The 20,399-nt window shown below is 59.6% G+C and carries 22 protein-coding genes; 13 read left to right on the top strand and 9 right to left on the bottom strand.

The window, feature by feature from the left end:
• The first annotated feature begins 256 nt into the window (after window positions 1-256).
• Window positions 257-1,264, top strand: coding sequence for a DMT family transporter (locus tag GC127_RS03725; protein WP_151976533.1), 1,008 nt, complete (start codon window positions 257-259; stop codon window positions 1,262-1,264).
• A 97-nt stretch (window positions 1,265-1,361) separates the two neighbouring features.
• Here the strand turns inward: GC127_RS03725 and GC127_RS03720 are convergent, their stop codons facing one another.
• Together GC127_RS03720 and GC127_RS03715 are read right to left on the bottom strand one after the other, a co-directional pair.
• A complete protein-coding gene (locus GC127_RS03720; protein WP_151976531.1) occupies window positions 1,362-2,375 on the bottom strand; it encodes a YncE family protein in 1,014 nt (337 codons plus the stop codon).
• Between the two features lie 240 nt (window positions 2,376-2,615).
• A complete protein-coding gene (locus GC127_RS03715; RefSeq protein ID WP_151976529.1) occupies window positions 2,616-2,894 on the bottom strand; it encodes a hypothetical protein in 279 nt (92 codons plus the stop codon).
• A gap of 202 nt (window positions 2,895-3,096) precedes the next feature.
• Between GC127_RS03715 and GC127_RS03710 the strand changes: the two genes are divergently transcribed.
• From GC127_RS03710 to arcC, 12 genes are all read left to right on the top strand, one after another.
• On the top strand, window positions 3,097-4,029 hold the full coding sequence (locus GC127_RS03710; RefSeq protein ID WP_151976527.1) for a DMT family transporter: 933 nt from the start codon (window positions 3,097-3,099) through the stop codon (window positions 4,027-4,029).
• A gap of 95 nt (window positions 4,030-4,124) precedes the next feature.
• Complete coding sequence (locus GC127_RS03705) at window positions 4,125-4,658, top strand: RNA polymerase sigma factor (RefSeq protein WP_254699985.1); 534 nt, start codon at window positions 4,125-4,127, stop codon at window positions 4,656-4,658.
• A 116-nt stretch (window positions 4,659-4,774) separates the two neighbouring features.
• Window positions 4,775-5,035, top strand: coding sequence for a hypothetical protein (locus GC127_RS03700; RefSeq protein WP_121143692.1), 261 nt, complete (start codon window positions 4,775-4,777; stop codon window positions 5,033-5,035).
• Between the two features lie 104 nt (window positions 5,036-5,139).
• A complete protein-coding gene (gene petA / locus GC127_RS03695) occupies window positions 5,140-5,781 on the top strand; it encodes a ubiquinol-cytochrome c reductase iron-sulfur subunit (RefSeq protein WP_085818063.1) in 642 nt (213 codons plus the stop codon).
• A 563-nt stretch (window positions 5,782-6,344) separates the two neighbouring features.
• The gene (locus tag GC127_RS03690; protein WP_085818064.1) at window positions 6,345-6,614 is read left to right on the top strand and encodes a DUF5676 family membrane protein; all 270 of its coding nucleotides are present in this window, start codon (window positions 6,345-6,347) and stop codon (window positions 6,612-6,614) included.
• A gap of 203 nt (window positions 6,615-6,817) precedes the next feature.
• Complete coding sequence (locus tag GC127_RS03685) at window positions 6,818-9,226, top strand: copper-translocating P-type ATPase (protein WP_176236605.1); 2,409 nt, start codon at window positions 6,818-6,820, stop codon at window positions 9,224-9,226.
• 51 nt (window positions 9,227-9,277) lie between these two features.
• A complete protein-coding gene (locus tag GC127_RS03680) occupies window positions 9,278-9,523 on the top strand; it encodes a DUF2933 domain-containing protein (protein ID WP_085818066.1) in 246 nt (81 codons plus the stop codon).
• Window positions 9,520-10,170 carry an isoprenylcysteine carboxylmethyltransferase family protein gene (locus GC127_RS03675; RefSeq protein ID WP_199861181.1) on the top strand — a complete coding sequence of 217 codons (651 nt, stop codon included), beginning with the start codon at window positions 9,520-9,522 and terminating at the stop codon, window positions 10,168-10,170. Before GC127_RS03680 ends, GC127_RS03675 begins: the two co-directional genes overlap by 4 nt.
• Window positions 10,171-10,189: 19 nt before the next feature.
• Window positions 10,190-11,638, top strand: a complete 1,449-nt coding sequence (locus tag GC127_RS03670) for a YfcC family protein (RefSeq protein WP_085818067.1) — start codon at window positions 10,190-10,192, stop codon at window positions 11,636-11,638.
• 17 nt (window positions 11,639-11,655) lie between these two features.
• Complete coding sequence (locus tag GC127_RS03665; RefSeq protein ID WP_085818068.1) at window positions 11,656-12,885, top strand: arginine deiminase; 1,230 nt, start codon at window positions 11,656-11,658, stop codon at window positions 12,883-12,885.
• A 14-nt stretch (window positions 12,886-12,899) separates the two neighbouring features.
• Window positions 12,900-13,901 carry an ornithine carbamoyltransferase gene (argF, locus tag GC127_RS03660; RefSeq protein WP_085818069.1) on the top strand — a complete coding sequence of 334 codons (1,002 nt, stop codon included), beginning with the start codon at window positions 12,900-12,902 and terminating at the stop codon, window positions 13,899-13,901.
• Between the two features lie 3 nt (window positions 13,902-13,904).
• Window positions 13,905-14,819 (top strand): carbamate kinase, encoded by a 915-nt coding sequence (gene arcC / locus GC127_RS03655; protein WP_085818070.1) that lies wholly within the window; start codon window positions 13,905-13,907, stop codon window positions 14,817-14,819.
• A gap of 85 nt (window positions 14,820-14,904) precedes the next feature.
• On the opposite strand, the gene lgt is transcribed toward arcC, so the two are convergent.
• From lgt to GC127_RS03625, 7 genes are all read right to left on the bottom strand, one after another.
• Window positions 14,905-15,828, bottom strand: a complete 924-nt coding sequence (gene lgt, locus GC127_RS03650) for a prolipoprotein diacylglyceryl transferase (protein WP_085818071.1) — start codon at window positions 15,826-15,828, stop codon at window positions 14,905-14,907.
• Window positions 15,829-15,839: 11 nt separating this feature from the next.
• The gene (locus GC127_RS03645; protein ID WP_085818072.1) at window positions 15,840-17,162 is read right to left on the bottom strand and encodes an APC family permease; all 1,323 of its coding nucleotides are present in this window, start codon (window positions 17,160-17,162) and stop codon (window positions 15,840-15,842) included.
• The gene (locus GC127_RS03640; RefSeq protein ID WP_139837412.1) at window positions 17,159-17,962 is read right to left on the bottom strand and encodes a hypothetical protein; all 804 of its coding nucleotides are present in this window, start codon (window positions 17,960-17,962) and stop codon (window positions 17,159-17,161) included. The genes GC127_RS03645 and GC127_RS03640 overlap by 4 nt, the downstream gene beginning before the upstream one ends.
• Window positions 17,955-18,566, bottom strand: a complete 612-nt coding sequence (locus GC127_RS22735; RefSeq protein WP_245962868.1) for a TVP38/TMEM64 family protein — start codon at window positions 18,564-18,566, stop codon at window positions 17,955-17,957. The genes GC127_RS03640 and GC127_RS22735 overlap by 8 nt, the downstream gene beginning before the upstream one ends.
• 85 nt (window positions 18,567-18,651) lie before the next feature.
• Entirely contained in the window at window positions 18,652-19,065 is a 414-nt protein-coding gene (locus tag GC127_RS22730; RefSeq protein WP_199861180.1) for a hypothetical protein, read from the bottom strand.
• Between the two features lie 97 nt (window positions 19,066-19,162).
• Window positions 19,163-19,549, bottom strand: a complete 387-nt coding sequence (locus GC127_RS03630) for a DUF302 domain-containing protein (protein WP_085818075.1) — start codon at window positions 19,547-19,549, stop codon at window positions 19,163-19,165.
• Between the two features lie 172 nt (window positions 19,550-19,721).
• Window positions 19,722-20,357: an EF-hand domain-containing protein gene (locus GC127_RS03625; RefSeq protein WP_176236606.1), complete on the bottom strand. Its 636-nt coding sequence runs from the start codon at window positions 20,355-20,357 to the stop codon at window positions 19,722-19,724.
• Window positions 20,358-20,399 lie beyond the last annotated feature (42 nt).

Genomic DNA, 20,399 nt, shown 5'->3' with positions numbered 1-20,399 from the left:
AACAAAAGGAACGAACCAATGGTTCAAACGAGACGCACTGCTGGGAAAAGTTTTCTTATCCAGGGCCGTAGTTGCGAAATCTTCCGGCCAAGGGGCAGGGTGGCAAGTTTGATAGGAGCATGATCCAATTCGGTCGATGCTGGCACCCCACTTGATGTGGGACGCTTCCCCAGGCGGCAGCGCCAAGTAGGACCGCCATTGTTTTATTCTCAGTTTGATAGGGTCGACCGCCGTGGTCTTAGTACGAGATACTCGAATGCATAAGTCGACTGCGGCAAAGTGGGGTGTATTGTCTTGTTGGGTTGCTGTGATAATTTATGCGGCATCCAATTCCGTTGTGACCATGTTGGTGAGCATTGGAGATGCGAACCGCATCAACGGCCACAATGTGATCACTTTTGCAAACCTTTTGGTTCTAGGATCTTTGATCTCGCTCATCCCAATGCTCCTATTCTTTGGTAGGGACTGGAAGCTTGAAAAGCTTCGTGGTCTTTCCTCCCGCGAATGGGTGCTTTTGACCTTATCCGCTGTGCTGTCCTCCGCCGTTACACCTGGGCTGTATTTTTTTGCCTTGGAAAACACCAGCGTAACGAACGTCGTCATAGCTAGCCGGATTGATCCTCCCATTTTCCTTATTCTTGCTGCAACCTTCCTGGGTGAAAAGTTTGACTTCAGAGCGATGGCGGGAAACCTGATCATTCTCTTAGGGGCAGTTGTCATCCTGGCTTTCAAAGATCGCGATATTGGATACGCGATTGGTGTGGGAGAGGTCGCAGCCGTCGCTGCTACCTTGTCGTTTACTCTTTCAACGATCATCACCAGGACAAGTCTCGAGACGGTTCCATTTGGAGTCTTCGCCATTTTCAGAACGGCATTGGGCACCTTAATCTACGTCAGCTTCCAGCTCACCTTTTCTGGTCACCACCATTTTAGCGAAATGTTCCAACCGATACTGCTCAAGTGGATATGGGTTTACGCAATTCTCATCATCATTATCGGACAGCTTGCGTGGAACTTCGGATTGAAACACTCGAAGGCAGGTGATGTTTCGTTAGCCACTTCCTTTTCACCACTGGCTGCTATCGCGATAGCGATGGTGATCCTAAATGAAGACCCTGGATCGGGTTTGATTCCAGGAGGGGTTTTGATGGTTTTTGGTATTTGGGTGGCCAGATCTGGACGAAAAAGCGCAGTTCGCAAAAGGGAAAGTGCCCGAAAGAAGTCCTTGGAACTCGAGAAAGATGTCAACTTTAAGGGCGTATAATTGTAGGCAAAAATGTGTTAACCGGATGAAGTTTGACCCATCGGCTGATCGGTGCGGTGGCAGGTACGTTTACGCCCGCCACCTTGGTTCGCTTCGTCTATGGCATAGGGACGAATTGATGCCCGGTGCTGTCCGTCTCGACAATCACGAGCAGATCAAGCGTTTTCGGATCGAGAACCCATAGCTCGTTCTTGACGGCGCTGCTCACCATAAGCGCGTCGCCGACGCGCGCCATATGATAGGGTTCAGGTCCGACTTTAACTTCAAGGCGTTCACCTGTGTTGCAATCAATGCGCACCACCCGGTCGCGTTCGCGTGCGCTTGACCAGATTGCGCCGTTGTCGGCCGCGACGCCATGAAGGTCGCCGCCAATTTCGAACGTATCAAGAGTTTCGCCATTGTCGGGATCGACTATGGAAACCCTGCCGGTATCAGACTCGCTGACAATCAGTTGACGGGCTTTTGCAAGCAGCAGCATGTGCTTGGGTGGGCCTTGCAATTTGAAGCTCCGAGTTACGATCCCGTCGTCTGGATCGAGTTCGCTGATTGTGTTGTTTCCCGCATTCGAAACGAAGAATCTCCCAGTCTCCGGATCCGCAACCACATATTCGGGGATCGGTCCCGTAGCGATTGTGCCCGTTACGTCGCCGCTGTCGAGGTCTATCAACGATACGGCATCAAGGCCGGGATGCGTCACTGCCGCAAAGCGCTCATCTATAGAAATGCCAACATGGTGAACAATGCCGGGCACTTCGGTGCGGCGCAGTATTTTGTGGCTGTCGGCATCGACCAAGGTGACCAGACTCGCCGCGGTTGGCTCAGCCATTTCTCCGCCGCCGTGATGGGCTTCGTGATCTTCCTCGGAAACTTGGGAGGGCTTGGCCATCTTATCGCCTCGGGTCTCCGAAAGACTGCCGGCCACCAGAATGCCCCGTTTTGGTGCGCCTGCCAGCCCGTGAACATTGTCAAGCCCTTCTATGCGGCCCGCCACCTCGTAATTTTCGTCCAGATGAAGAACCGTTCCGAGCTCTCCCTCAGGAATGTAGACATCGGCTATTGCAGCGCTGCTAGCCACTAATGCAGCCCCAATAGTCATGAGCGGAGTTCTCATAAGATCGTTTCCTCTTTCGGACTTAGCTTTTCTGTGTCGGCGTTGATCCCAGTATGCCGCTAAGACGGGCGCGCAGTGTTGATCGTGCGCCATTCGAACGGAGCCAATGCTTGGAAGACATCATGGTCATTATCCGCTCGATGTCGGCCCTGACTGCGGCGCATATCAAGCGCCGCAGCCATTTCCCACTTGCAGACACGATGGCTCTCGATTTTCAGCCAGAGCGGCTGTTCGGTAGCCTCATTGGCCTCTCTGCGGATTGCCAAAACGCTCTTCGAACATGCTCTTGAACTCTGATGCCGCCTCCATGTGCGCTTCCATTTCCGCGCGCGTGACCTTGCCGTCATCGTTCTGGTCTGCGTGATCGAAATGTCCGCGCATCGTGTCATTCATGTGAACATTGTTGTCGCGGTCGGGCAGTTCGTGATGCCCGGTTACATACCCCATGTCTGCGAGTGCGGCTCCGCCGAGCGCTGTGGAAAACAAGGTTGCGAGGATAAGTGTTGTGTTGCGTTTCATAGAATGCCTCCTTTTGGCTTTTTGCCTGACAAACATGGCAAATCGGATGTGCTATGCAACGGGCTCATGGAGTGGTCGTGTAACGTTCTGTCGCAAAACCCCAACTGGTTACATTTGGTGACAGATTTCCGCGGCAAGCGGCGCTTTATCCTGTAAATGCAGCTGAGGACGAAGGTGTTATTTTTTGACGTTGGGACTACCCATGACACCAGTTGCGACTTTGAAGATTGTCTTTGCCATGGTGCTTTGGGCGTTGTGTTTTCCCGTCATCGTGGCCGGACTCGAATACTCGCCCCACCTGACCTTCGCAGCTATGAGGGCGGCCCTGGCAGGCATTATTCTTACGCTTTTGGCGCTTGTCCTGGGTCGACCCTTTCCGCGCGGATGGCGGGTTTGGATGACGCTTTCAGGAGTTGGCCTAGGTGCGACAAGTCTCGGCTTTCTTGGGATGTTTCATGCGGCAGAGTTCGTCTCGCCCGGTCTTGCTACAGTGATAGCGAATACACAACCTCTCCTGGCAGCTGTTCTCGCGGCGCTTTGGCTGGGAGAAAAGTTGTCTATCCTAGGTAGCTCGGGTTTGTTCGCGGGCTTCGCGGGAATCGTGCTGATTGCGTTGCCAGATTTCCTTGCGGAACGAAACGAGAGTTATGCAATTGGCGTTCTCTACATCATTCTTGCAGCCGCGGGCGTTACGTTCAGCAACGTCATGATAAAATCCATTGCTGGAAAGGTTGATAGCCTTTCGGCGATGGGATTGCAGATGCTGTTGGGTAGCGTACCACTGGCCATTGCGGCTTTGGTCACGGAGGAGCCTACCACAATAAATTGGACGTTCACGTTTATAGCTTCACTTCTTGCCTTGGCCTTGGCAGGTTCCGCTCTTGTTTATTGGTTATGGTTTACGGCGCTTGAAACGGTTCCCTTGAACCGGGCCAACGCCTTCAGCTTTCTCATTCCAGTCTTCGGGTTGACCTTGGGTTTCGTGATCTATGGCGAGCGTTTATCGCCGTTGCAGATCATCGGGATCGTTATGATATTCTTGGGTATAGCGCTAGTTCACCGGCGGAAAGCGATGCTTGGAAATGAAGTTGATAGCGAGCGGCCAGCATCTCAATCAGGAGGCGGCGAAGTATGACGGGCACAGAAAATAATTCGTGCGGAGTCACGCATGACCACGACACAGCCAGAATGGCGCTTTCAGAAGGCAGGTAGGCTTTTGGGGGCTTTCTGATGTGCCGTTTGGGCAACAAAGCGGATGCCGAGGATGTTTTGCAGGAATTCTGCGTCCGCGTGCTTACGCGCAAGGAACACTTGCGCGATGTGGAGCGGGTGGGTTCTTGGCTCTACGCGATATTGCGTTCGACGATGAACGATCATTTCCGCAAGGCGGCACGTCGGGGGCGCCTGACCGAAGCATATGGCGGAGAACCCGAGGAACTAGCTCATGATGCCCCCGAACAGATGGCGCAATTTTGCCGTTGCGTGAACGGTCTGATATCCACCTTGCGCGATTCGGATGCCGATCTGATCCGTCGGATCGACTTCGGCGAGGAGGACCGCGCCGCTGTTGCCACCGACATAGGCCTTACGCGGAACGCGCTTGGAGTACGGCTTCACCGAGCCCGCATGGCCTTACGTGATGCGTTGACGGGCCATTGTGGAAAGTGCTGCAAGACAGGATGGGACGATTGCTACTGCCCTCCGATCGGATGTGAAAGCCCAGAAGACGAGATGCATTGTGCTCCAAGGGACTTAGCCAAATAGGCGAGTACTGACTCGACTACTTGTAATGGTTTACGTCAGGGAGCGTCCACTCCTGTGAAAAGCCCGTTTTCGGGCACCACGACGGGAGACCCCGAAATGATATACCGAGGGGGTATATGTCGGATCCGGCAACGCCCGAGCGTCTCGTCACCTGGGAGGAAATGCTTGGCCTTGTTCAGGGTTTGAGTCGCACATGCGCCGCGAGTTCGCGCCATGTCGATGCGCCGATTTCACAGGAACTGTTTCTGCGGGTAGGAGGCGAAGTCCGGACCTTGGTTGAAGCCGCGATGCTTCTGGGCCTCTGGTCCATAGACGGCGCGTATCTCTCTGCCGGATTACGTCGCGACATAGCGACCGAACTTGTGAGCTGCTGCTGAATTTCCAGACGTCGTAACAGAATTTTGCAGACCACAAGAGCGATTCAAAGCCGCCAGATTGACGCCTTGGCAGCTAAGAAACAGGGTCGCCACGAGGCCTCTGATTGTCGCGGAACCGACCAAAGGCAAGCGAAGGAGAGCACGATGCCCTTTTACAACAAACTGCTGACCGTGTAGAAGCTACCAACCGACGCGACTTTCTTTACTATACAACCGCAGCAGCAGGAACAGTTGCCGGAGGGGCCGCGGTCTGGCCATTGGTCGATTCCATGAACCCCTCGGCCGATGTGATCAGTCAGTCAACGATTGCCGTAGATTTGACCGGCGTACAATTGGGGACGCGGATAACCGTTAAATGGGCTGGCAAGCCAGTCTTCATTTGGCGTCGCACGCCTGAGACCGTCGCAAAGGCAAGGGCCACACTGCTTGATGATCTTCCTGATCCGATTGATGACAGCGAGGGGGATCCCAATATCAGTGAACCCTTGCCTGCCCTTGACGGGAACCGAGCGGCCGATGAAGCTGGCGAGTGGTTGATCGTGATAGGCATCTGCACGCACCTTGGCTGTGTGCCGATCGGTCAAGATGGGTCCAGCGTTGGAGAATTCGGCGGGTGGTTCTGTCCGTGTCACGGATCGCATTACGATCTATCAGGCCGAATTCGAAAAGGTCCCGCACCGCGCAACCTCGATTTTCCGCCTTATAGTCTCGGGTCCGATCTGCTGCTGAAGGTTGGAATTGCATGATCTAGCAGAAAATACGCGAAATCTACAGTTTTCCCTGTAATGGAAGGTCGTGGTGGGCGTCTCCGATCTGAAACCTTAATTGAAGGAGGCCTAAATGGACCAGAAAACCACCCAAAGCGAAAACTCTCAAACCGAAAGCCCAAAATCTGGCGGGTGCTGTGGCAGTAATTCCGTCACCTTGGCCGCCGATGTCAAGCCCGTGGCCCGGGCGACTGCTTCACGGTCCAAGGGATGCTGTTGCAGCAAAACCTGAAGCTAATCGCGAAGAAACCTTACATGGCGAGAAGGTCAGGCCAGTAATTCGGCAATGAAAGGAGATCACAGTCATGATTACGCTAAGCGCAATTGTAGGGCTCTCTACCCTGCTTCTAATCCACTCATCTCGCTCGCTGCGAAATAGCGAAATTGCCATCCCGATTTTCCTCGACCGGCATCCTAAAACGGCCGATTTCCTCGAGGGTTATTGCGACAAAACGATACAGAAAACCTCGTGACACTCGCGCGTCTGTGGGTGCATCCACCTCTATAACAGGATCGCTCCAAGTGGTTTGAAAGGAGAAATCATGTCGGATTTCGCATCTATTCGCATTGTTCCCATAGGCATGGCGCTTGGGACCCTGCTGGCGGTCAGCTTCCTGCTGTGCGTTGTCTTCGGCCTCGTGTTTCCCGGTGCCACAATGTATCAGGCTTGGCTGCCGCTGCTGCCCGGCGTGACCTGGATCAGCTGGTCCAGCGCCGTTTTGGGCTTGGTCGAGAGCTTTGCCTATGGCTGGTATATCGCCGTGATCTTCGTGCCGACATTCAATTTCTTTTCGGCAAAGAAAGGAGCGTGAAGTGCCGATATTGTCCGACCCGCCCCGGCATCGACTGCAACCGAGGAACGGGGCGGCGCGGCAGATGGAAAAGCTGAAAGACACGCCTGTCTGAATACGGGTCAGCGAAGACACCTGATTTCCGCCGGGCGCCGGCACATTTTCGAGTTCTCGGTCCGGCGATAGACAGCATCTCGCCGGAACGGGACAGGAAAGGACGCAAGATGAACGACAGCAAAAGCCAACCAGCCAGGAAGACCGAAGGCCACGAAACCTTGGACACAGTTCCGGAAGGCTACGCCGGGACGGTCTACACCTGCCCGATGCACCCCGAGATACGCAGCACGGAAGAAGGTAGTTGCCCGAAATGTGGCATGTTCCTGGCCCCCGAGGGCGAGTCCATGGACCACGCCCACCACGGCCATGATCACTCCGGTCACAGTCACGCCCACGGGGCCGCGACCGTGGGGGTCAAGGGGGGTGAATACGACACCGTGCCCGAAGGCTACACCGGAACGATTTACACCTGCCCGATGCACGCCGAAGTCAGGCATCCCGGCCCTGGCTCCTGCCCGATCTGCGGTATGGGGCTGGAGCCCGCGACCGTCAGCGCAGAGGACGAAGGCCCGAACCCCGAACTGGTCGACTTCACCCGGCGGTTCTGGGTTGGTGCCGTCCTCACCATCCCGGTCCTGATCCTTGCGATGGGGCCGTTCGTCGGCTTCACCTTTTTCAAGGAACTGCTGGGGGAACGCACATCTCTCTGGCTGGAACTGGTAATGTCGACGCCGGTCATCCTGTGGTCGGGCTGGCCTTTCTTTGTGCGCGGCTACCATTCCTTCCGGACGATGAACCTGAACATGTTCAGCCTCATCGGCATGGGCGTGGGCGCGGCCTATGTGTTCAGTATCCTCGCGGTCGTCGCGCCCCAGATATTCCCCGAGGGCTTTCGCGACGAGAACGGTAATGTCGGAGTCTACTTCGAAGCCGCCGCCGTGATCGTAACGCTGGTTCTTCTGGGCCAGGTTATGGAACTGCGCGCCCGCGAAGGGACCGGAAAGGCGATCCGCGCCCTGCTCGACATGGCCGCGAAGACAGCGGTGGTGATCCGCCCCGATGGAACCGAGGAAGAGATCGAACTCGACCAGGTGCAACTGGGCGATCACCTGCGTGTCCGGCCCGGCGACAAGGTGCCGGTCGATGGGGTCGTTGTCGAAGGGCGCTCGTCGGTGGACGAGTCGATGATCACCGGCGAGCCCGTTCCCGTCGAGAAAGTCGCAGGCGAACCCGTCACCGGCGCGACGATCAACGGCACCGGCAGCCTCGTGATCGAGGCCACGCGCGTCGGCGCCGACACAATGCTCAGCCAGATCGTTCAAATGGTCGCCGATGCGCAGCGCAGCCGCGCGCCGATCCAGAAATATGCCGATCAGGTGGCAGGCATGTTCGTGCCGGCTGTCATAGCGATCGCCATCGTGTCTTTCGTTGCGTGGTCTATCTGGGGACCAGACCCGGCCATGGCCTATGGCCTTGTATCGGCCGTCGCGGTGCTCATCATAGCGTGCCCCTGCGCGCTTGGCCTTGCCACGCCAATGTCTATCATGACTGCGACGGGTAGGGGCGCGCAGTTGGGTGTGCTTATCAAGAACGCTGAAGCGCTGGAGCGATTCGAGAAGGTCGACACGCTGATCGTGGACAAGACGGGAACCCTGACCGAAGGCAAGCCAAGACTGGTCGCGGTGCTGCCCGAGGACGGCCATGACGAGGCTGAGGTGTTGCGCCTCGCCGCCTCGCTCGAACGCGGGTCGGAACACCCGCTGGCCGAGGCAATCGTGCGCGGCGCTGAGGAGCGCGGCGTGGATTTCGCCAAGGCCGAGGACTTCGAGGCCGTCACCGGCAAGGGAGTTAAGGGGCGGGTCGATGGCAAATCGGTCGCACTCGGCAATGCGGCTCTGATCCGCGACATGGGGCTGGACAGCGGTGCGCTGGTGGATGCCGCCAATGCGCGGCGTGACGAAGGTGAGACCGTCATGTTCATTGTGCTGGACGGTACGATCGCCGGGCTGGTCTGCGTGGCCGACCCGGTGAAGGAGACCACGCCCGCCGCACTCAAGGCGCTGCACGAACTGGGGTTCCGCATCATCATGGCCACCGGCGATAACGAGCGCACCGCGCAGGCCGTCGCGAACCGCCTTGGCATTGACGAAATCCGTGCCGATGTCCTTCCCGAGGACAAGGCCCGGATCATCAAGGAATTGCAGGAGCAGGGTCGGAAAGTCGCGATGGCGGGAGACGGGGTCAATGATGCCCCGGCGCTGGCACAGGCCGATGTCGGCATTGCCATGGGCACCGGCGCAGACGTCGCAATCGAGAGCGCGGGCTTCACCCTCGTCAAGGGCAATCTTGACGGCATCGTGCGCGCCCGGAAGCTGAGCCAGGCCACGATGCGCAACATCCGCCAAAACCTGTTCTTCGCGCTGATCTACAACGCCTCGGGCGTGCCGATCGCGGCCGGCGTGCTCTACCCATTCTTGGGTATCCTGATCGGACCGATCTTCGCCGCCTTTGCCATGAGCGCGTCTTCACTATCGGTCGTTGTGAACTCGCTTCGGCTGCGGCGACTGAAATTCTGAACCGCTTATCGCGGACAATTCCACCATTCAACCTGAGTAGGGCCAGACCAAATGACAGAGCAGCATCATGATCAGGACAATCATCACGACAATCGCGAAAAGGGTTTCTGGAAGTCCCGCACGGGCATCTACCTCTTGATTGCTCTCGGGATCGGTGCGGCCCTACTCGCGTTCGAACACCGTGTCCACATTTTCGGAGGCAACGGGTTTCTCGCGCTGCTCCTTCTGGGATGTGTTGTAATGCATGTTTTCATGCACGGTGGCCACGGTGGTCATGGTGGGGGTGACAAGTCATGATGCACGAACCTGGTTATGGGCTATGGTTTTTTGCCCTGCTGAATGCGGCCATTTTCATCATGTTTGCATTCAGCTTCTTCAAGCCGCAAACGGCGCGCGACTGGCGCAGTTTCGGGGCCTTCAGTGCGTTTCTAGTGGCGTTGTTTGCTGAGATGTACGGCTTCCCTCTCACGATTTTCCTGTTGTCCGGCTGGTTGCAAACGACCTACCCGGGAATTGACTGGTTTTCGCACGACGCCGGACATTTGCCGGAAATGCTCTTCGGTTGGCAGGCAAACCCGCATTTCGGCCCGTTTCACATCCTCAGTTTCGTCTTCATCGGTCTCGGCTTCTGGATGATCTCAGCCGCATGGCGCGTGCTCTATCATGCCCAAAGGAGCGGAAGGCTGGCCACCAGCGGTCCCTATGCGCGCGTGCGTCATCCGCAATATGTCGGCTTCGTTCTGGTTTTAACCGGCTTTCTGGTCCAGTGGCCCACACTGCTAACACTGGCAATGTATCCGGTGCTTATCTGGATGTATGTGCGGCTGGCCCGCGCGGAAGAGCGCGAGACACGGGCCGCGTTCGGAAAGGAATTCGACGCCTACGCAGCCAGTGTACCTGCCTTCGTTCCGGCACTGAGACCCACGCAAGACTCCACTCAATGAACACGGAGGGAGAAAACCGATGAGTGATCTGAACACCCATTCGAAGCCCGAGGCAGATGGCATGGCGGCACGGTTTCCCACCGCCTATTCCATCCTGTTCGGGCTCATCATTGTTGTCGCGGCGCTGACCTGGATTATCCCTGCGGGCCAGTATGACCGGGCCATGAACGAAGAGGTCGGACGCGAGATCGCGGTGCCGGGCACCTATCAGACGGTCGAGCCCAATCCGCAGGGTTTCGTCGATGTGATGCTTGCGCCCGTCGCCGGGTTCTACGATCCGGACAGCTATGCGGCCAATGCGATCGACGTTGCGTTGTTTGTGCTCCTGCTCGGCGGGTTTCTGGGTGTGGTGAACGCCACCAAAGCCATCGATACTGGTATCCAAACAGCCATGGGGCGCATGAAGGGGCGCGAGATCTGGATGATCCCGATCCTGATGTCACTGTTCGCCGTGGGCGGCACGACCTATGGTATGGCCGAGGAAACACTGGCTTTTTATGCGCTGCTGATCCCGGTAGTCATAGCCGCGGGATTTGACGCCGTTACCGGCGTCGCGATCATCCTGATCGGGGCGGGCATCGGCACCCTCGGCTCCACGATCAACCCGTTTGCAACCGTAATCGCATCTAACGCGGCGGGGATACCCTTTACCCAGGGCATGGCGTTGCGGCTGGTCATCCTGATCGGCGGGCTTCTGACATGCATCGCCTACGTGATGCGCTACGCCTCAAAGGTGAAGGCCGATCCGTCCCGCTCGGTGGTCGCCAAGCAGCACGATGCACATCGTCGGATATTTCTGGGCGCTGACGATGCCGAATTCACCGAACCGAAGCTGACAGGAACTCAGAAGCTGGTGCTGGTCCTTTTCTTCGCCACCTTCGCGGTGATGATCTGGGGAGTGTCGAGCCAGGGTTGGTGGATGGCACGGATGGGGGCGCTCTTCTTCGGCATGGCCATCGTCGTAGGCCTGGTCGCGCGGATGGGGGAGAAGAAACTGACCTCTGCTTTTGTGGACGGGGCGAAAGACCTGCTTGGCGTGGCGCTGGTGATCGGCTTGGCGCGCGGAATCGTTGTGATCATGGAACAGGGCCTGATCGCCGACACCATCCTCAACAGCGCTGCAGAAACGTTGGGTGGCCTATCCGAGATAGCCTTCATAAATCTGATGCTCTGGATCGAGATCGGGATGAGCTTTCTGGTGCCGTCCTCTTCGGGGCTCGCGGTCCTGTCGATGCCAATTCTGGCCCCGCTGGGGGATTTTGCCAGCGTCAGCCGTGATCTTGTGGTGACAGCATATCAATCGGCGAGCGGCCTTGTGAATCTGATCACGCCGACCTCGGCCGTCGTCATTGGCGGTCTGGCGATCGGCCGCGTATCCTTCGACCGCTGGGTGGTGTTCGTCTGGCCGCTTCTGCTGATGCTCGCGATTTTCATCATGGCCGCGCTCAGCGTTGCCGCGACCCTCTGATCCAAAGGAAAATATCAATGACAGATCATGCCCTTGGCGTAAATTCTGAAACCGGCAAGCTGCGGCAGGTTATCGTCTCGCCACCCGGCCTAGCCCATCGGCGCCTGACCCCAGACAATCGCGAGGAACTGCTGTTCGACGATGTGTTCTGGGTCAAGCAGGCGATCCGCGATCACGATGTCTTCGCGGCGATCATGCGCGAGAGGGGGGTCGAGGTTCTGGACGCCATGACCCTGCTGGCCGAGACTCTGGACGTCGAAGACGCGCGGGCCTGGATTTTGGACCACCGCATCACTCGTAACGATGTGGGGGTCGGCATGCGTGACGACCTGCGCGCCTGGATGGAAGAATTGCCCGGAGAAGAACTTGCTCGCTACCTCGTTGGCGGGTTCACGGTAGATGATCTACCCTTCACCCCTTCAGGCATGTTCGGTAGCTATCTAGGGCAGCACGGTTTTGTGCTCCCGCCACTACCGAATTTCATCTTCACACGCGACAACTCTGCCTGGGTCTATGGCGGCGTGTCACTGAACCCTATGCATTTCGCGGCACGCCGACCCGAGACGCTGCTCATGGCCGCCGTCTACCGGTTCCATCCGACATTCACGGATCGGGTGCGGGTCTGGTTCGGTGATCCGACGCGGGATTTCGGTGCGGCCACGCTGGAGGGCGGGGATATCATGCCGATCGGGCACGGCGTGGTCATGGTCGGTATGGGCGAACGCTCGACGCCCCAGGCTGTCGGACAGCTTGCCGAGGCATTATTCGCCAGCGGCGACGTGCAGCGCGTCATCGCCTGTCAGATGCCGCGGTCGCGCGCGGCGATGCATCTTGATACCGTTTTTACCCATTGCGGGGGGGATGTCGTGACCACGTTCAAGGAAGTGGCTGACGCGATCACCTGCTATGACCTGCGCCCCGGCGAAGGAAAGGCGCCGCTCGATATCCGGCGGGATGCCCGGCACCTGTTCGAGATCACGGCCGAAATCCTGGGCTTCAAGCGCCTGAACCTCGTTCCCACGGGCGGCAGCGACCTGGCCGAGCAGTCGCGCGAGCAGTGGAACGACGGCAACAACGTGCTGGCACTCTCGCCGGGGGTCGTCATCGGCTACGATCGCAACGACGATACCAATGCCGCACTCGAAAAGGCCGGCATCGAGGTGCTGGCCATTCCCGGGGCCGAGCTTGGCCGGGGGCGTGGCGGCAGCCACTGCATGAGTTGCCCCACCATTCGGGACCCTATCTGACGAAAGGAGACCCCATGTCCTACAATCTGCGAAACCGCCATTTCCTGACGCTGCGCGATTTCAGCTCTCAGGAGATCGCCTTTTTGCTGAAGCTCTCAGCCGATCTCAAGGCCGCCAAATACGGCGGCTACGAGGTCCCGCGCCTGACCGGCAAGGAAATCGCGCTCATCTTCGAAAAGGACAGCACCCGCACCCGCGTGGGCTTCGAGGTTGCGGCCCACGATCAGGGCGCGCATGTCACCTATCTTGGTCCTTCTGGGTCGCATCTGGGCAGGAAGGAAACCGTGAAGGATACCGCCCGCGTTCTGGGGCGGGTCTATGACGCGATCGAATATCGCGGTTTCGGCCAGCCCATTGTCGAGACACTCGCGAGATATGCCGGCGTGCCGGTCTACAACGGGCTGACGGACGAGTTCCACCCGACGCAGATCCTCGCGGATTTCCTGACCATGCAGGAGCACTCGGACAAGCCGCTGGGTCAGGTCGCCTTTGCCTTTCTGGGCGACGTGGGCAACAACATGGGCGACAGCCTGCTGATCGGTGCGGCCAAGATGGGCATGGATGTGCGTTTGTGTGCGCCGGAAAACCTCTGGCCAACGGAAGCAATACGCAGCGAGGCCACAGAAATTGCTGATCGAACCGGTGCTCGGCTAATGCTGACCGATGCGGTAGACGACGCTACGCAGGGCGTCGACTTCATTTACACTGATGTTTGGGTCTCAATGGGCGAACCAAAAGAAAAATGGGCTGAGCGAATAGAACTGCTCAAACCTTACCAGGTGACAAAGCAGGTAATGGCGCAAACCGGCAATCCGCACACCAAATTCATGCATTGCCTACCGGCGTTCCACAATGCCGAGACCGAGCTTGGTGCCGAAATCGCCAGCCAATTCGACATCACGGCGATGGAAGTCACCGAGGAGGTGTTCGAAAGCCCGGCCTCCATCGTCTTCGACCAGGCCGAGAACCGGCTCCACACCATCAAGGCAGTCCTCGTCGCCACGCTGGGAAACTAGCCCATGCTTGTCGTTGCAGCCCTCGGGGGAAATGCCCTTCTGCGCCGTGGCGAACCTCTGACCGCGGAGACCCAACGCACCAACGTCGCCACCGCGGCCGCATCGCTGGCACAGATCATCGAGGCCGGCCACCAACTGGTTGTCACTCATGGCAACGGGCCGCAAATCGGCCTGTTGGCACTTCAGGGTGCCGCCTACAAACCCGATGAGGTGTTCCCGCTGGATGTGCTGGGGGCGGAAACCGACGGCATGATCGGCTATCTCATAGAGCAGGAGCTCGAGAACGCCCTGGGCCATGACCGCCCGGTCGCGACACTGCTGACCCAGGTCGAGGTCGACCCCAAAGACCCTGCCTTCGCCAGACCGACCAAGTTCATCGGCCCGGTCTATGACAAGGCCGAAGCCGAACGGCTTGCGCAGGCGCGGAGTTGGAGCATCGCCGCGGATGGTGCGCACTGGCGGCGTGTCGTCCCCTCACCAATGCCGATGGACATTCCGGATTTGCGGGTGCTTCAGCTCCTGCTCGAGCAGGATGTGACGCTGATCTGTGCAGGTGGCGGCGGCATTCCGGTCGTCCGTCGGCCGGACGGATCGCTGATCGGGATCGAGGCGGTGATCGACAAGGATCACGCGACAGCCCTTCTGGCGCACAAGCTGAACGCCGACGCGCTGTTGCTGCTGACGGATGTCGAGGCCGTGTTTCGCGATTTCGGCACCGAGGCGCAATCGGCCATCGACAGGATAACGCCGGAAGACGCCGGGCATCTCGATCTGCCCGACGGGTCGATGGCACCCAAGGTGGCCGCCGCCGCGACTTTTGTCTCGGGCCGAAACCGTTTCGCCTGCGTCGGCCGCCTGGAGGATGCGCTTGCCATGCTGCAAGGCCGCGCAGGGACGATGATCGCCGAGGCGGACTGAGGGCGAACACAGCACCACCGGCGGGGTGGCGGGCGGCTGGGGCAGCCGCGCCCCGAGCCAACACCGACACCGGCCGACCGGAAGGTCAGGCGGTTCGGTCCACCCTCTGCGCGGCGTTCCGTGTCGGCGGTCTGAAAGCCCACCAGATCAGTCCCAACCCGATCAGGACCATCGGAAAAGACAACGCCTGCCCCATGGTCAGACCCCAGTCTCCGAAATGCAGAGCATGCCCAACTGGGTTTCCCACGCTCACGAACTGCATGTCCGGTTGCCTGAAGAACTCGACGAAGGCCCTGGACAGGCCGTAGGCGACAAGGAATATTCCCGTAAGGGCGCCGGGCCTTTTTAGCCAACCTTTTCGCCATGCCAGAACCAGCAGCAGGATGCCCAGCACCAAGCCTTCGAGAAGCGCCTCGTAGAGCTGTGAGGGATGCCTTGCGCACAGTCCTTCAACCCCCGGGCAGGCCTGGGCCATATCGCCGGGAAAGATCACGCCCCAGGGCATCTGCGTCGGACGTCCCCAAAGCTCGTTGTTGGTGAAATTGGCGAGGCGCCCGAGAAAGAGGCCCGGAGGTGTCGCAAGCGCAAGAAGGTCTGCCGTACCAAGCATCGGGCTCTTTTCCCGAATGCAGAATGCAATCGCCGCGATCGCTACGCCAAGAAAGCCGCCATGGAACGACATGCCGCCCTGCCAGACCATCAGGATTTCCAGGGGGTTTTGCAGGTAGTATTGCGGCTGGTATAACAGGACGAAGCCGAGGCGCCCGCCAAGAATCACCCCCAGTATCACCCATGTCAGAAAGTCTTCGAGCTGCTTCGCGGTCATTGGCGGTCCCGACTCCGGCCACAGCGCAGCCCGCCTGACCGCCCGGACGCAAAGCCGCCAACCGATGAGGATACCTACGATATAGGCCAACGCATACCAGCGCAGCGCGAGGTGAAAGCCACCGATATCGACCGAAAAAAGTTCGGTGCCGATATCCGGGAACGGGATAGCAGCGGTCAGCATGTCTTGTCCTTCTAGGTTTTAGCGTGAGAGTCATGGTGGGCATCGCCGTCCCGCAGGTGGCGCAGGTAGAACCGTTCAAAGGCGAAGACAGCTGCCATCAACACGAGGGAGATTACTACGATCAGCGGGTCGCTTTGCCATTTCAGCACCGCGAAGGCCGACAGCACGACGATATCCAGGGTGATCGCTGTCACCAGGACGGCCCCCGCGGCGCCGATCTCGTGCCGGAGATGGCGGAACACGCCCCAGTGAATGATGATGTCCATGACAAGGTAGAAGAACGCCCCCAGCGACGCGATCCGGCTTAGGTCGAAAAATACGGTCAGGAAGCCCGCGATCACCACCGTGTAGATAAGGGTGTGATCGCGGATCGCACCCTTCATTCCGAAATGGCTGTGAGGGATCAGCTTCATGTCCGTCAGCATGGCCAGCATGCGTGACACCGCGAAGATGCTCGCGATCAGACCCGAGGACGTGGCGACGATCGCCAGAAGAACCGTCAGGTAAAAGCCCGTCCGGCCCAAGGTCGGCCCTGCGGCCTCGGCCAGCGCATAGTCCTTGGCCGCGATGATCTCCTCCAGGGTCAGGCTGGAGCCGACGGCGAAGGCGACCAGAAGGTAGACGATCACACAGATGCCGATGGAGGCGATGATCGCCCGGCCGACATTGCGGTTTGGGTCGGTCACTTCCGCCCCGCTGTTGGTGATCGTGGTGAACCCCTTGAAGGCCAGGATCGACAGGGCTACGGAGGCGACGAAACCGCCGATCTGTGTCGATTGACCGTCCGTCGCCGCCTCGAACGAGACGCCACCCGCCCAGAGCGCGGCCGCGCCGAACAACGCGATGCCGCCGACCTTCAGGATGGCCATGACGATGGAGAACAGGCCAACGGATCGGTTGCCTGCCGCGTTGATGAAATAGGAAAAGACGATCAGCCCTACGCCGAGGGCCGGCACGGCCCATCCCGTTCGCTTGAGCCCCATGCCTTCCAGCAGGTAGGTGGCGAAGGTCCGTGCCACCAAGCTTTCGTTGATGACCATTGACAACGCCATCAGAAGCGCGGCGGCCGCGGCGATGGTCGTGGGGCCATAGGCCTTTTGCAGGATCATCGCAATGCCGCCGGCCGAGGGGTAGGCATTTGACATCTTGACATAGGTGTAGGCACTGAACGCGGTGACGAGCGCACCCGCGATGAACGACAGCGGAAAGAGCGGTCCGGCAAGCTGCGCGATCTGCCCGGTCAGCGCGAAGATGCCCGCTCCGATCATCACGCCCGTGCCCATCGCAATCGCGCCAGCCAGTGTGATGCTGTTCGCCTTGTATTCCGACTTCATTTCAATGCCTCCGCCTGATCATGGGTATCGCCGGATCGGGCCGACGGCCTCGCGCCGCGCGCGCGCCAGCACATGTCACAAACCGGATCACCGGCCGAGAGCGTCCTGGGCCTGCGGTAGTGTCCCCGCCGGCCGTCGCCGGCGATGATATCCGCGCCGGGCCAGTCATAGAGGCACCAGCTCTGTCGGAACGCCTCCAGCAGTTCGGGGTCCGCGCGGCGCGTCGCCACCTTGCGCGCGAAACTCTGCGGAGGACAATGGGTGAAATGCGTTTGCAGGTCGTCACCCTCCCGGAAGACGCGCGTTTCGTAGCCGGGTGCGCCGACCGGGCGGAACGGAAAAACCAGCAGGGTTCGAATCGTCCAGCGCAGCCTGCGTCCGGGATTGCGGCTGACGACCCGCGCAGGTAGCGATGACAGGCGCAGCATGCGGCTGTAGAGATCCCAACCGATATCGGCCACGACCGAATGCGCGCAATCCGTTCCGACCCCGTGCCGTCGCAGCGCCGCATCGGCGGCGAGGGTATAGACGGCGAGTTCGACCATCAGACGGCTTCCGCTGTTGGGGAGGGCGTGCAGCCCGGCGATCTCCCGCATCTCTTCAACGACCCGGTCCAAAGTCTCGAGAAACCTGTCCCTGTCCTGCCGCAGCCAGCGCATCGTGCCGCCGTCCTCGTCGTAAAGCGTCCGGTTCGCCAGATGCCAGCGACAGGTCCGGCGCAGTTCCCGCCTCAGGCACCAGCGCACCGTCCTCCAGTGGAACGGCGCGGGTTGCTGCGGTGATGTGCGCGGGTCAGTCATGCGCTGCCTCCTTACGGCGCTGCTCCCTGATTGCCACGACGACAAGCGGGGTCAGGGTCAGCACGCCCAGTCCGACGGCCGCCCAGGCGGCCCGCCCGGGCTCGCCGCTGACCGCTTCGTTGCCGAAATGGGCCAGGATGAAACTGGCCGGGATGATTCCGGCGAGGGTCGCGAGGGCGAACCGCCAGAAGTGGAGGCAGCTCAGCCCGGCGGCGTAGCTCACGATATCGAACGAGATGAAGGGCATCAGCCGACTGGCGAACACCGTGAACGTCAGCGCGTTCTGCGAGCCCAGCCACCCCCTGTCCACGCTGTCGCCGAGCCACCTGGTCAAAACGTCCCGGCCGAGGAGCCTCGCCAGCGCGAAAGCCACCATCGCGCCCAGCTCGGCCCCGATGACGATGTAAATGGTGCCGATCGTATGGCCATATGCCGCACCCGCCGCGAGGGCGATGGGGGCGCTCGGTATCGGCGTCGCGACGATGGCGACCGTCATCAGCAGGATGATGACGGTGGGCCCCCATGCACCTGCGGCATTCACCCAGGCCGAGACCCGTTCGCCGCTCAGGCTTTCGACGAGCCCGGAGAGTGGGCCGAGAAACAGCGCCGCGACGGCCGCAATTAGTACGGTCGCCACGGCGATCTTCACGATGGTTCGGACGGGGATGCCATGCGCCAACAAACGGGCCTCATTCCAGATAAAGTACAAGAAAGAACGCGGCGGCGAGCAGGTCGAAGACGACGCAGAAGGGGATGTACCATTTCGGCACGGGCGCGCCGAACGCCCCGTTGTGGTGCAGCAGGTCCCAGACGGCATGCGCCGCCAGCCCGAGCGGGGACCACAGCAAGCCGGCCAGCGCCATGATGGCGTAGAAGATGGCGACGCCAAGCTCCATCCAGAAGATCCGTGTGGCACCGTCGGACGCGCCGAAGCCGATATAGGTCCCCCCGATCAGGGCCAAGGTCAGGGCCGCGATCGCCACCGAGACGTCCTCGCTCACCAGCAGGTGCACCGGCGCGAAGGCGAGGAACAGCCCTGCCCCGACGGCGCTCGGCCCCAGCGTTCGGACAAGGGTCCAGGTCCGGGTTTCGTCGGTTGTCATCTTGCGGGTACCCCATTTTAACTGGTCGATTCGGCGGTTCCATTTAACCATAGGGATTCCAGCAGCTAGAAGGTCAAGGTCTGATGCCGACGCGCCGTCAGGCGGCGTTGACCACTGCTCGCATCATGTCACGAACTTTACCCGCGACCCCGTGCAGCGCATTGCTTTCGATGGCCTGCATGGATGCCACCGGGTCGATGGCACTGATCTCGGTGCCGCCTTCGACGTCTCGAAGGACGACATTGCAGGGCAGCATCGCGCCGACGCGCGGCTCGATTTCGATGGCCTTGTACGCCATGTCCGGGTTGCAGACCCCGAGGATGCGATAGGGCGCCATGTCGGCACCAATCTTGTTCTTCATCGTCGCCTTGACGTCGATTTCGGTCAGAACGCCAAAGCCTTGTTCGGCCAGCGCCTCACGGACTCGCGCTTCCGCTTCGTCGATATCGGCACCTTGCAGAGTGCGATCATAGGTATAACTCATTGCGATTGCCTTTTCGCTCACTTGGACAGGTATTTAACCAGTGCCAAGACCCCCAGCACAGCCAATACGAAGATGAGCAGCATTCACAGGCCGCCCATTCCAAAACCCATCATGTCGATTTCCTGTTTCGGGAGTGGCGACAGCACCGGCCCGGGGGCCGGCGCCGCTATCCTCAGTTGCTGCCGGTGCCGCCGGAATTGCCCATGCCGGAGCCCATGCCCTGGCCGCTGCCAGCTTGGCCCTGCTGCATCTGGCCCATGCCGGAACGCATCTTCTTCATGCGCTCCATCTTCTTGGCCGGGGCGGTCATTTCATCGCCGGTGATGGCGCCGTCTCCATCCGCGTCCAGATGCTGAAACCGGTCGACCATCTTCTCGCGGATCATCGCGCTGTGCAGCGCCTCGAACTCGGCGATGGACAGCGTGCCGTCACCATCGCTATCATATTCGGACAGTTTGGCCTGCAGCTGTTCCCGCATCTCCTGCGGCGTCACGTTGCCGTCACCATCGGCGTCGAGCATCGGCATCATGGCACCGCCCATCATGCCGCCGCCGTGGCCGCCCATCATGCCGCCATCCATCATGTCGCCATGCATGCGGTGCATCTTCATCATCATCTTCATCATGCCGGGCATGTCGCCCATCCCGGGCATATCGCCCATCATGCCGGAGCCGTCGCCCTGCATCATCATTCCACCTCCGGCGGGTTTGGGTTTGGAACCATGACCATGGTCGTTTTGCGCATAAGCGGCCCCACCGAGCGCGGTTGCAGCTACCACCGACAGGGCGAGAAATGAGTGTCGAAACATGGTGATCTCCTTTATTGCTGAATCACCACCCCGAGGTATGAT

The sequence above is a fragment of the Roseovarius sp. EC-HK134 genome (assembly GCF_902498815.1).
GTDB lineage: Bacteria > Pseudomonadota > Alphaproteobacteria > Rhodobacterales > Rhodobacteraceae > Roseovarius > Roseovarius mucosus_A.
This window is presented reverse-complemented; position numbering and strand designations above follow the sequence as displayed.

Excerpts from the sequence above, each read along its gene's own strand:
- GC127_RS03690 (WP_085818064.1), top strand. The coding sequence starts at position 6,345 with ATGTCGGATTTCGCATCTATTCGCATTGTTCCCATAGGCATGGCGCTT.
- argF (WP_085818069.1), top strand. The coding sequence starts at position 12,900 with ATGTCCTACAATCTGCGAAACCGCCATTTCCTGACGCTGCGCGATTTC.
- lgt (WP_085818071.1), bottom strand. The coding sequence starts at position 15,828 with ATGCTGACCGCTGCTATCCCGTTCCCGGATATCGGCACCGAACTTTTT.
- GC127_RS03725 (WP_151976533.1), top strand. The coding sequence starts at position 257 with ATGCATAAGTCGACTGCGGCAAAGTGGGGTGTATTGTCTTGTTGGGTT.
- GC127_RS03710 (WP_151976527.1), top strand. The coding sequence starts at position 3,097 with ATGACACCAGTTGCGACTTTGAAGATTGTCTTTGCCATGGTGCTTTGG.
- GC127_RS22730 (WP_199861180.1), bottom strand. The coding sequence starts at position 19,065 with ATGACAACCGACGAAACCCGGACCTGGACCCTTGTCCGAACGCTGGGG.
- GC127_RS03640 (WP_139837412.1), bottom strand. The coding sequence starts at position 17,962 with ATGACTGACCCGCGCACATCACCGCAGCAACCCGCGCCGTTCCACTGG.
- GC127_RS03685 (WP_176236605.1), top strand. The coding sequence starts at position 6,818 with ATGAACGACAGCAAAAGCCAACCAGCCAGGAAGACCGAAGGCCACGAA.
- GC127_RS03705 (WP_254699985.1), top strand. The coding sequence starts at position 4,125 with ATGTGCCGTTTGGGCAACAAAGCGGATGCCGAGGATGTTTTGCAGGAA.
- GC127_RS03670 (WP_085818067.1), top strand. The coding sequence starts at position 10,190 with ATGAGTGATCTGAACACCCATTCGAAGCCCGAGGCAGATGGCATGGCG.
- GC127_RS03675 (WP_199861181.1), top strand. The coding sequence starts at position 9,520 with ATGATGCACGAACCTGGTTATGGGCTATGGTTTTTTGCCCTGCTGAAT.
- GC127_RS03715 (WP_151976529.1), bottom strand. The coding sequence starts at position 2,894 with ATGAAACGCAACACAACACTTATCCTCGCAACCTTGTTTTCCACAGCG.
- GC127_RS03680 (WP_085818066.1), top strand. The coding sequence starts at position 9,278 with ATGACAGAGCAGCATCATGATCAGGACAATCATCACGACAATCGCGAA.
- GC127_RS03645 (WP_085818072.1), bottom strand. The coding sequence starts at position 17,162 with ATGAAGTCGGAATACAAGGCGAACAGCATCACACTGGCTGGCGCGATT.
- GC127_RS03625 (WP_176236606.1), bottom strand. The coding sequence starts at position 20,357 with ATGTTTCGACACTCATTTCTCGCCCTGTCGGTGGTAGCTGCAACCGCG.
- GC127_RS03720 (WP_151976531.1), bottom strand. The coding sequence starts at position 2,375 with ATGAGAACTCCGCTCATGACTATTGGGGCTGCATTAGTGGCTAGCAGC.
- GC127_RS03630 (WP_085818075.1), bottom strand. The coding sequence starts at position 19,549 with ATGAGTTATACCTATGATCGCACTCTGCAAGGTGCCGATATCGACGAA.
- GC127_RS03700 (WP_121143692.1), top strand. The coding sequence starts at position 4,775 with ATGTCGGATCCGGCAACGCCCGAGCGTCTCGTCACCTGGGAGGAAATG.
- arcC (WP_085818070.1), top strand. The coding sequence starts at position 13,905 with ATGCTTGTCGTTGCAGCCCTCGGGGGAAATGCCCTTCTGCGCCGTGGC.
- GC127_RS03665 (WP_085818068.1), top strand. The coding sequence starts at position 11,656 with ATGACAGATCATGCCCTTGGCGTAAATTCTGAAACCGGCAAGCTGCGG.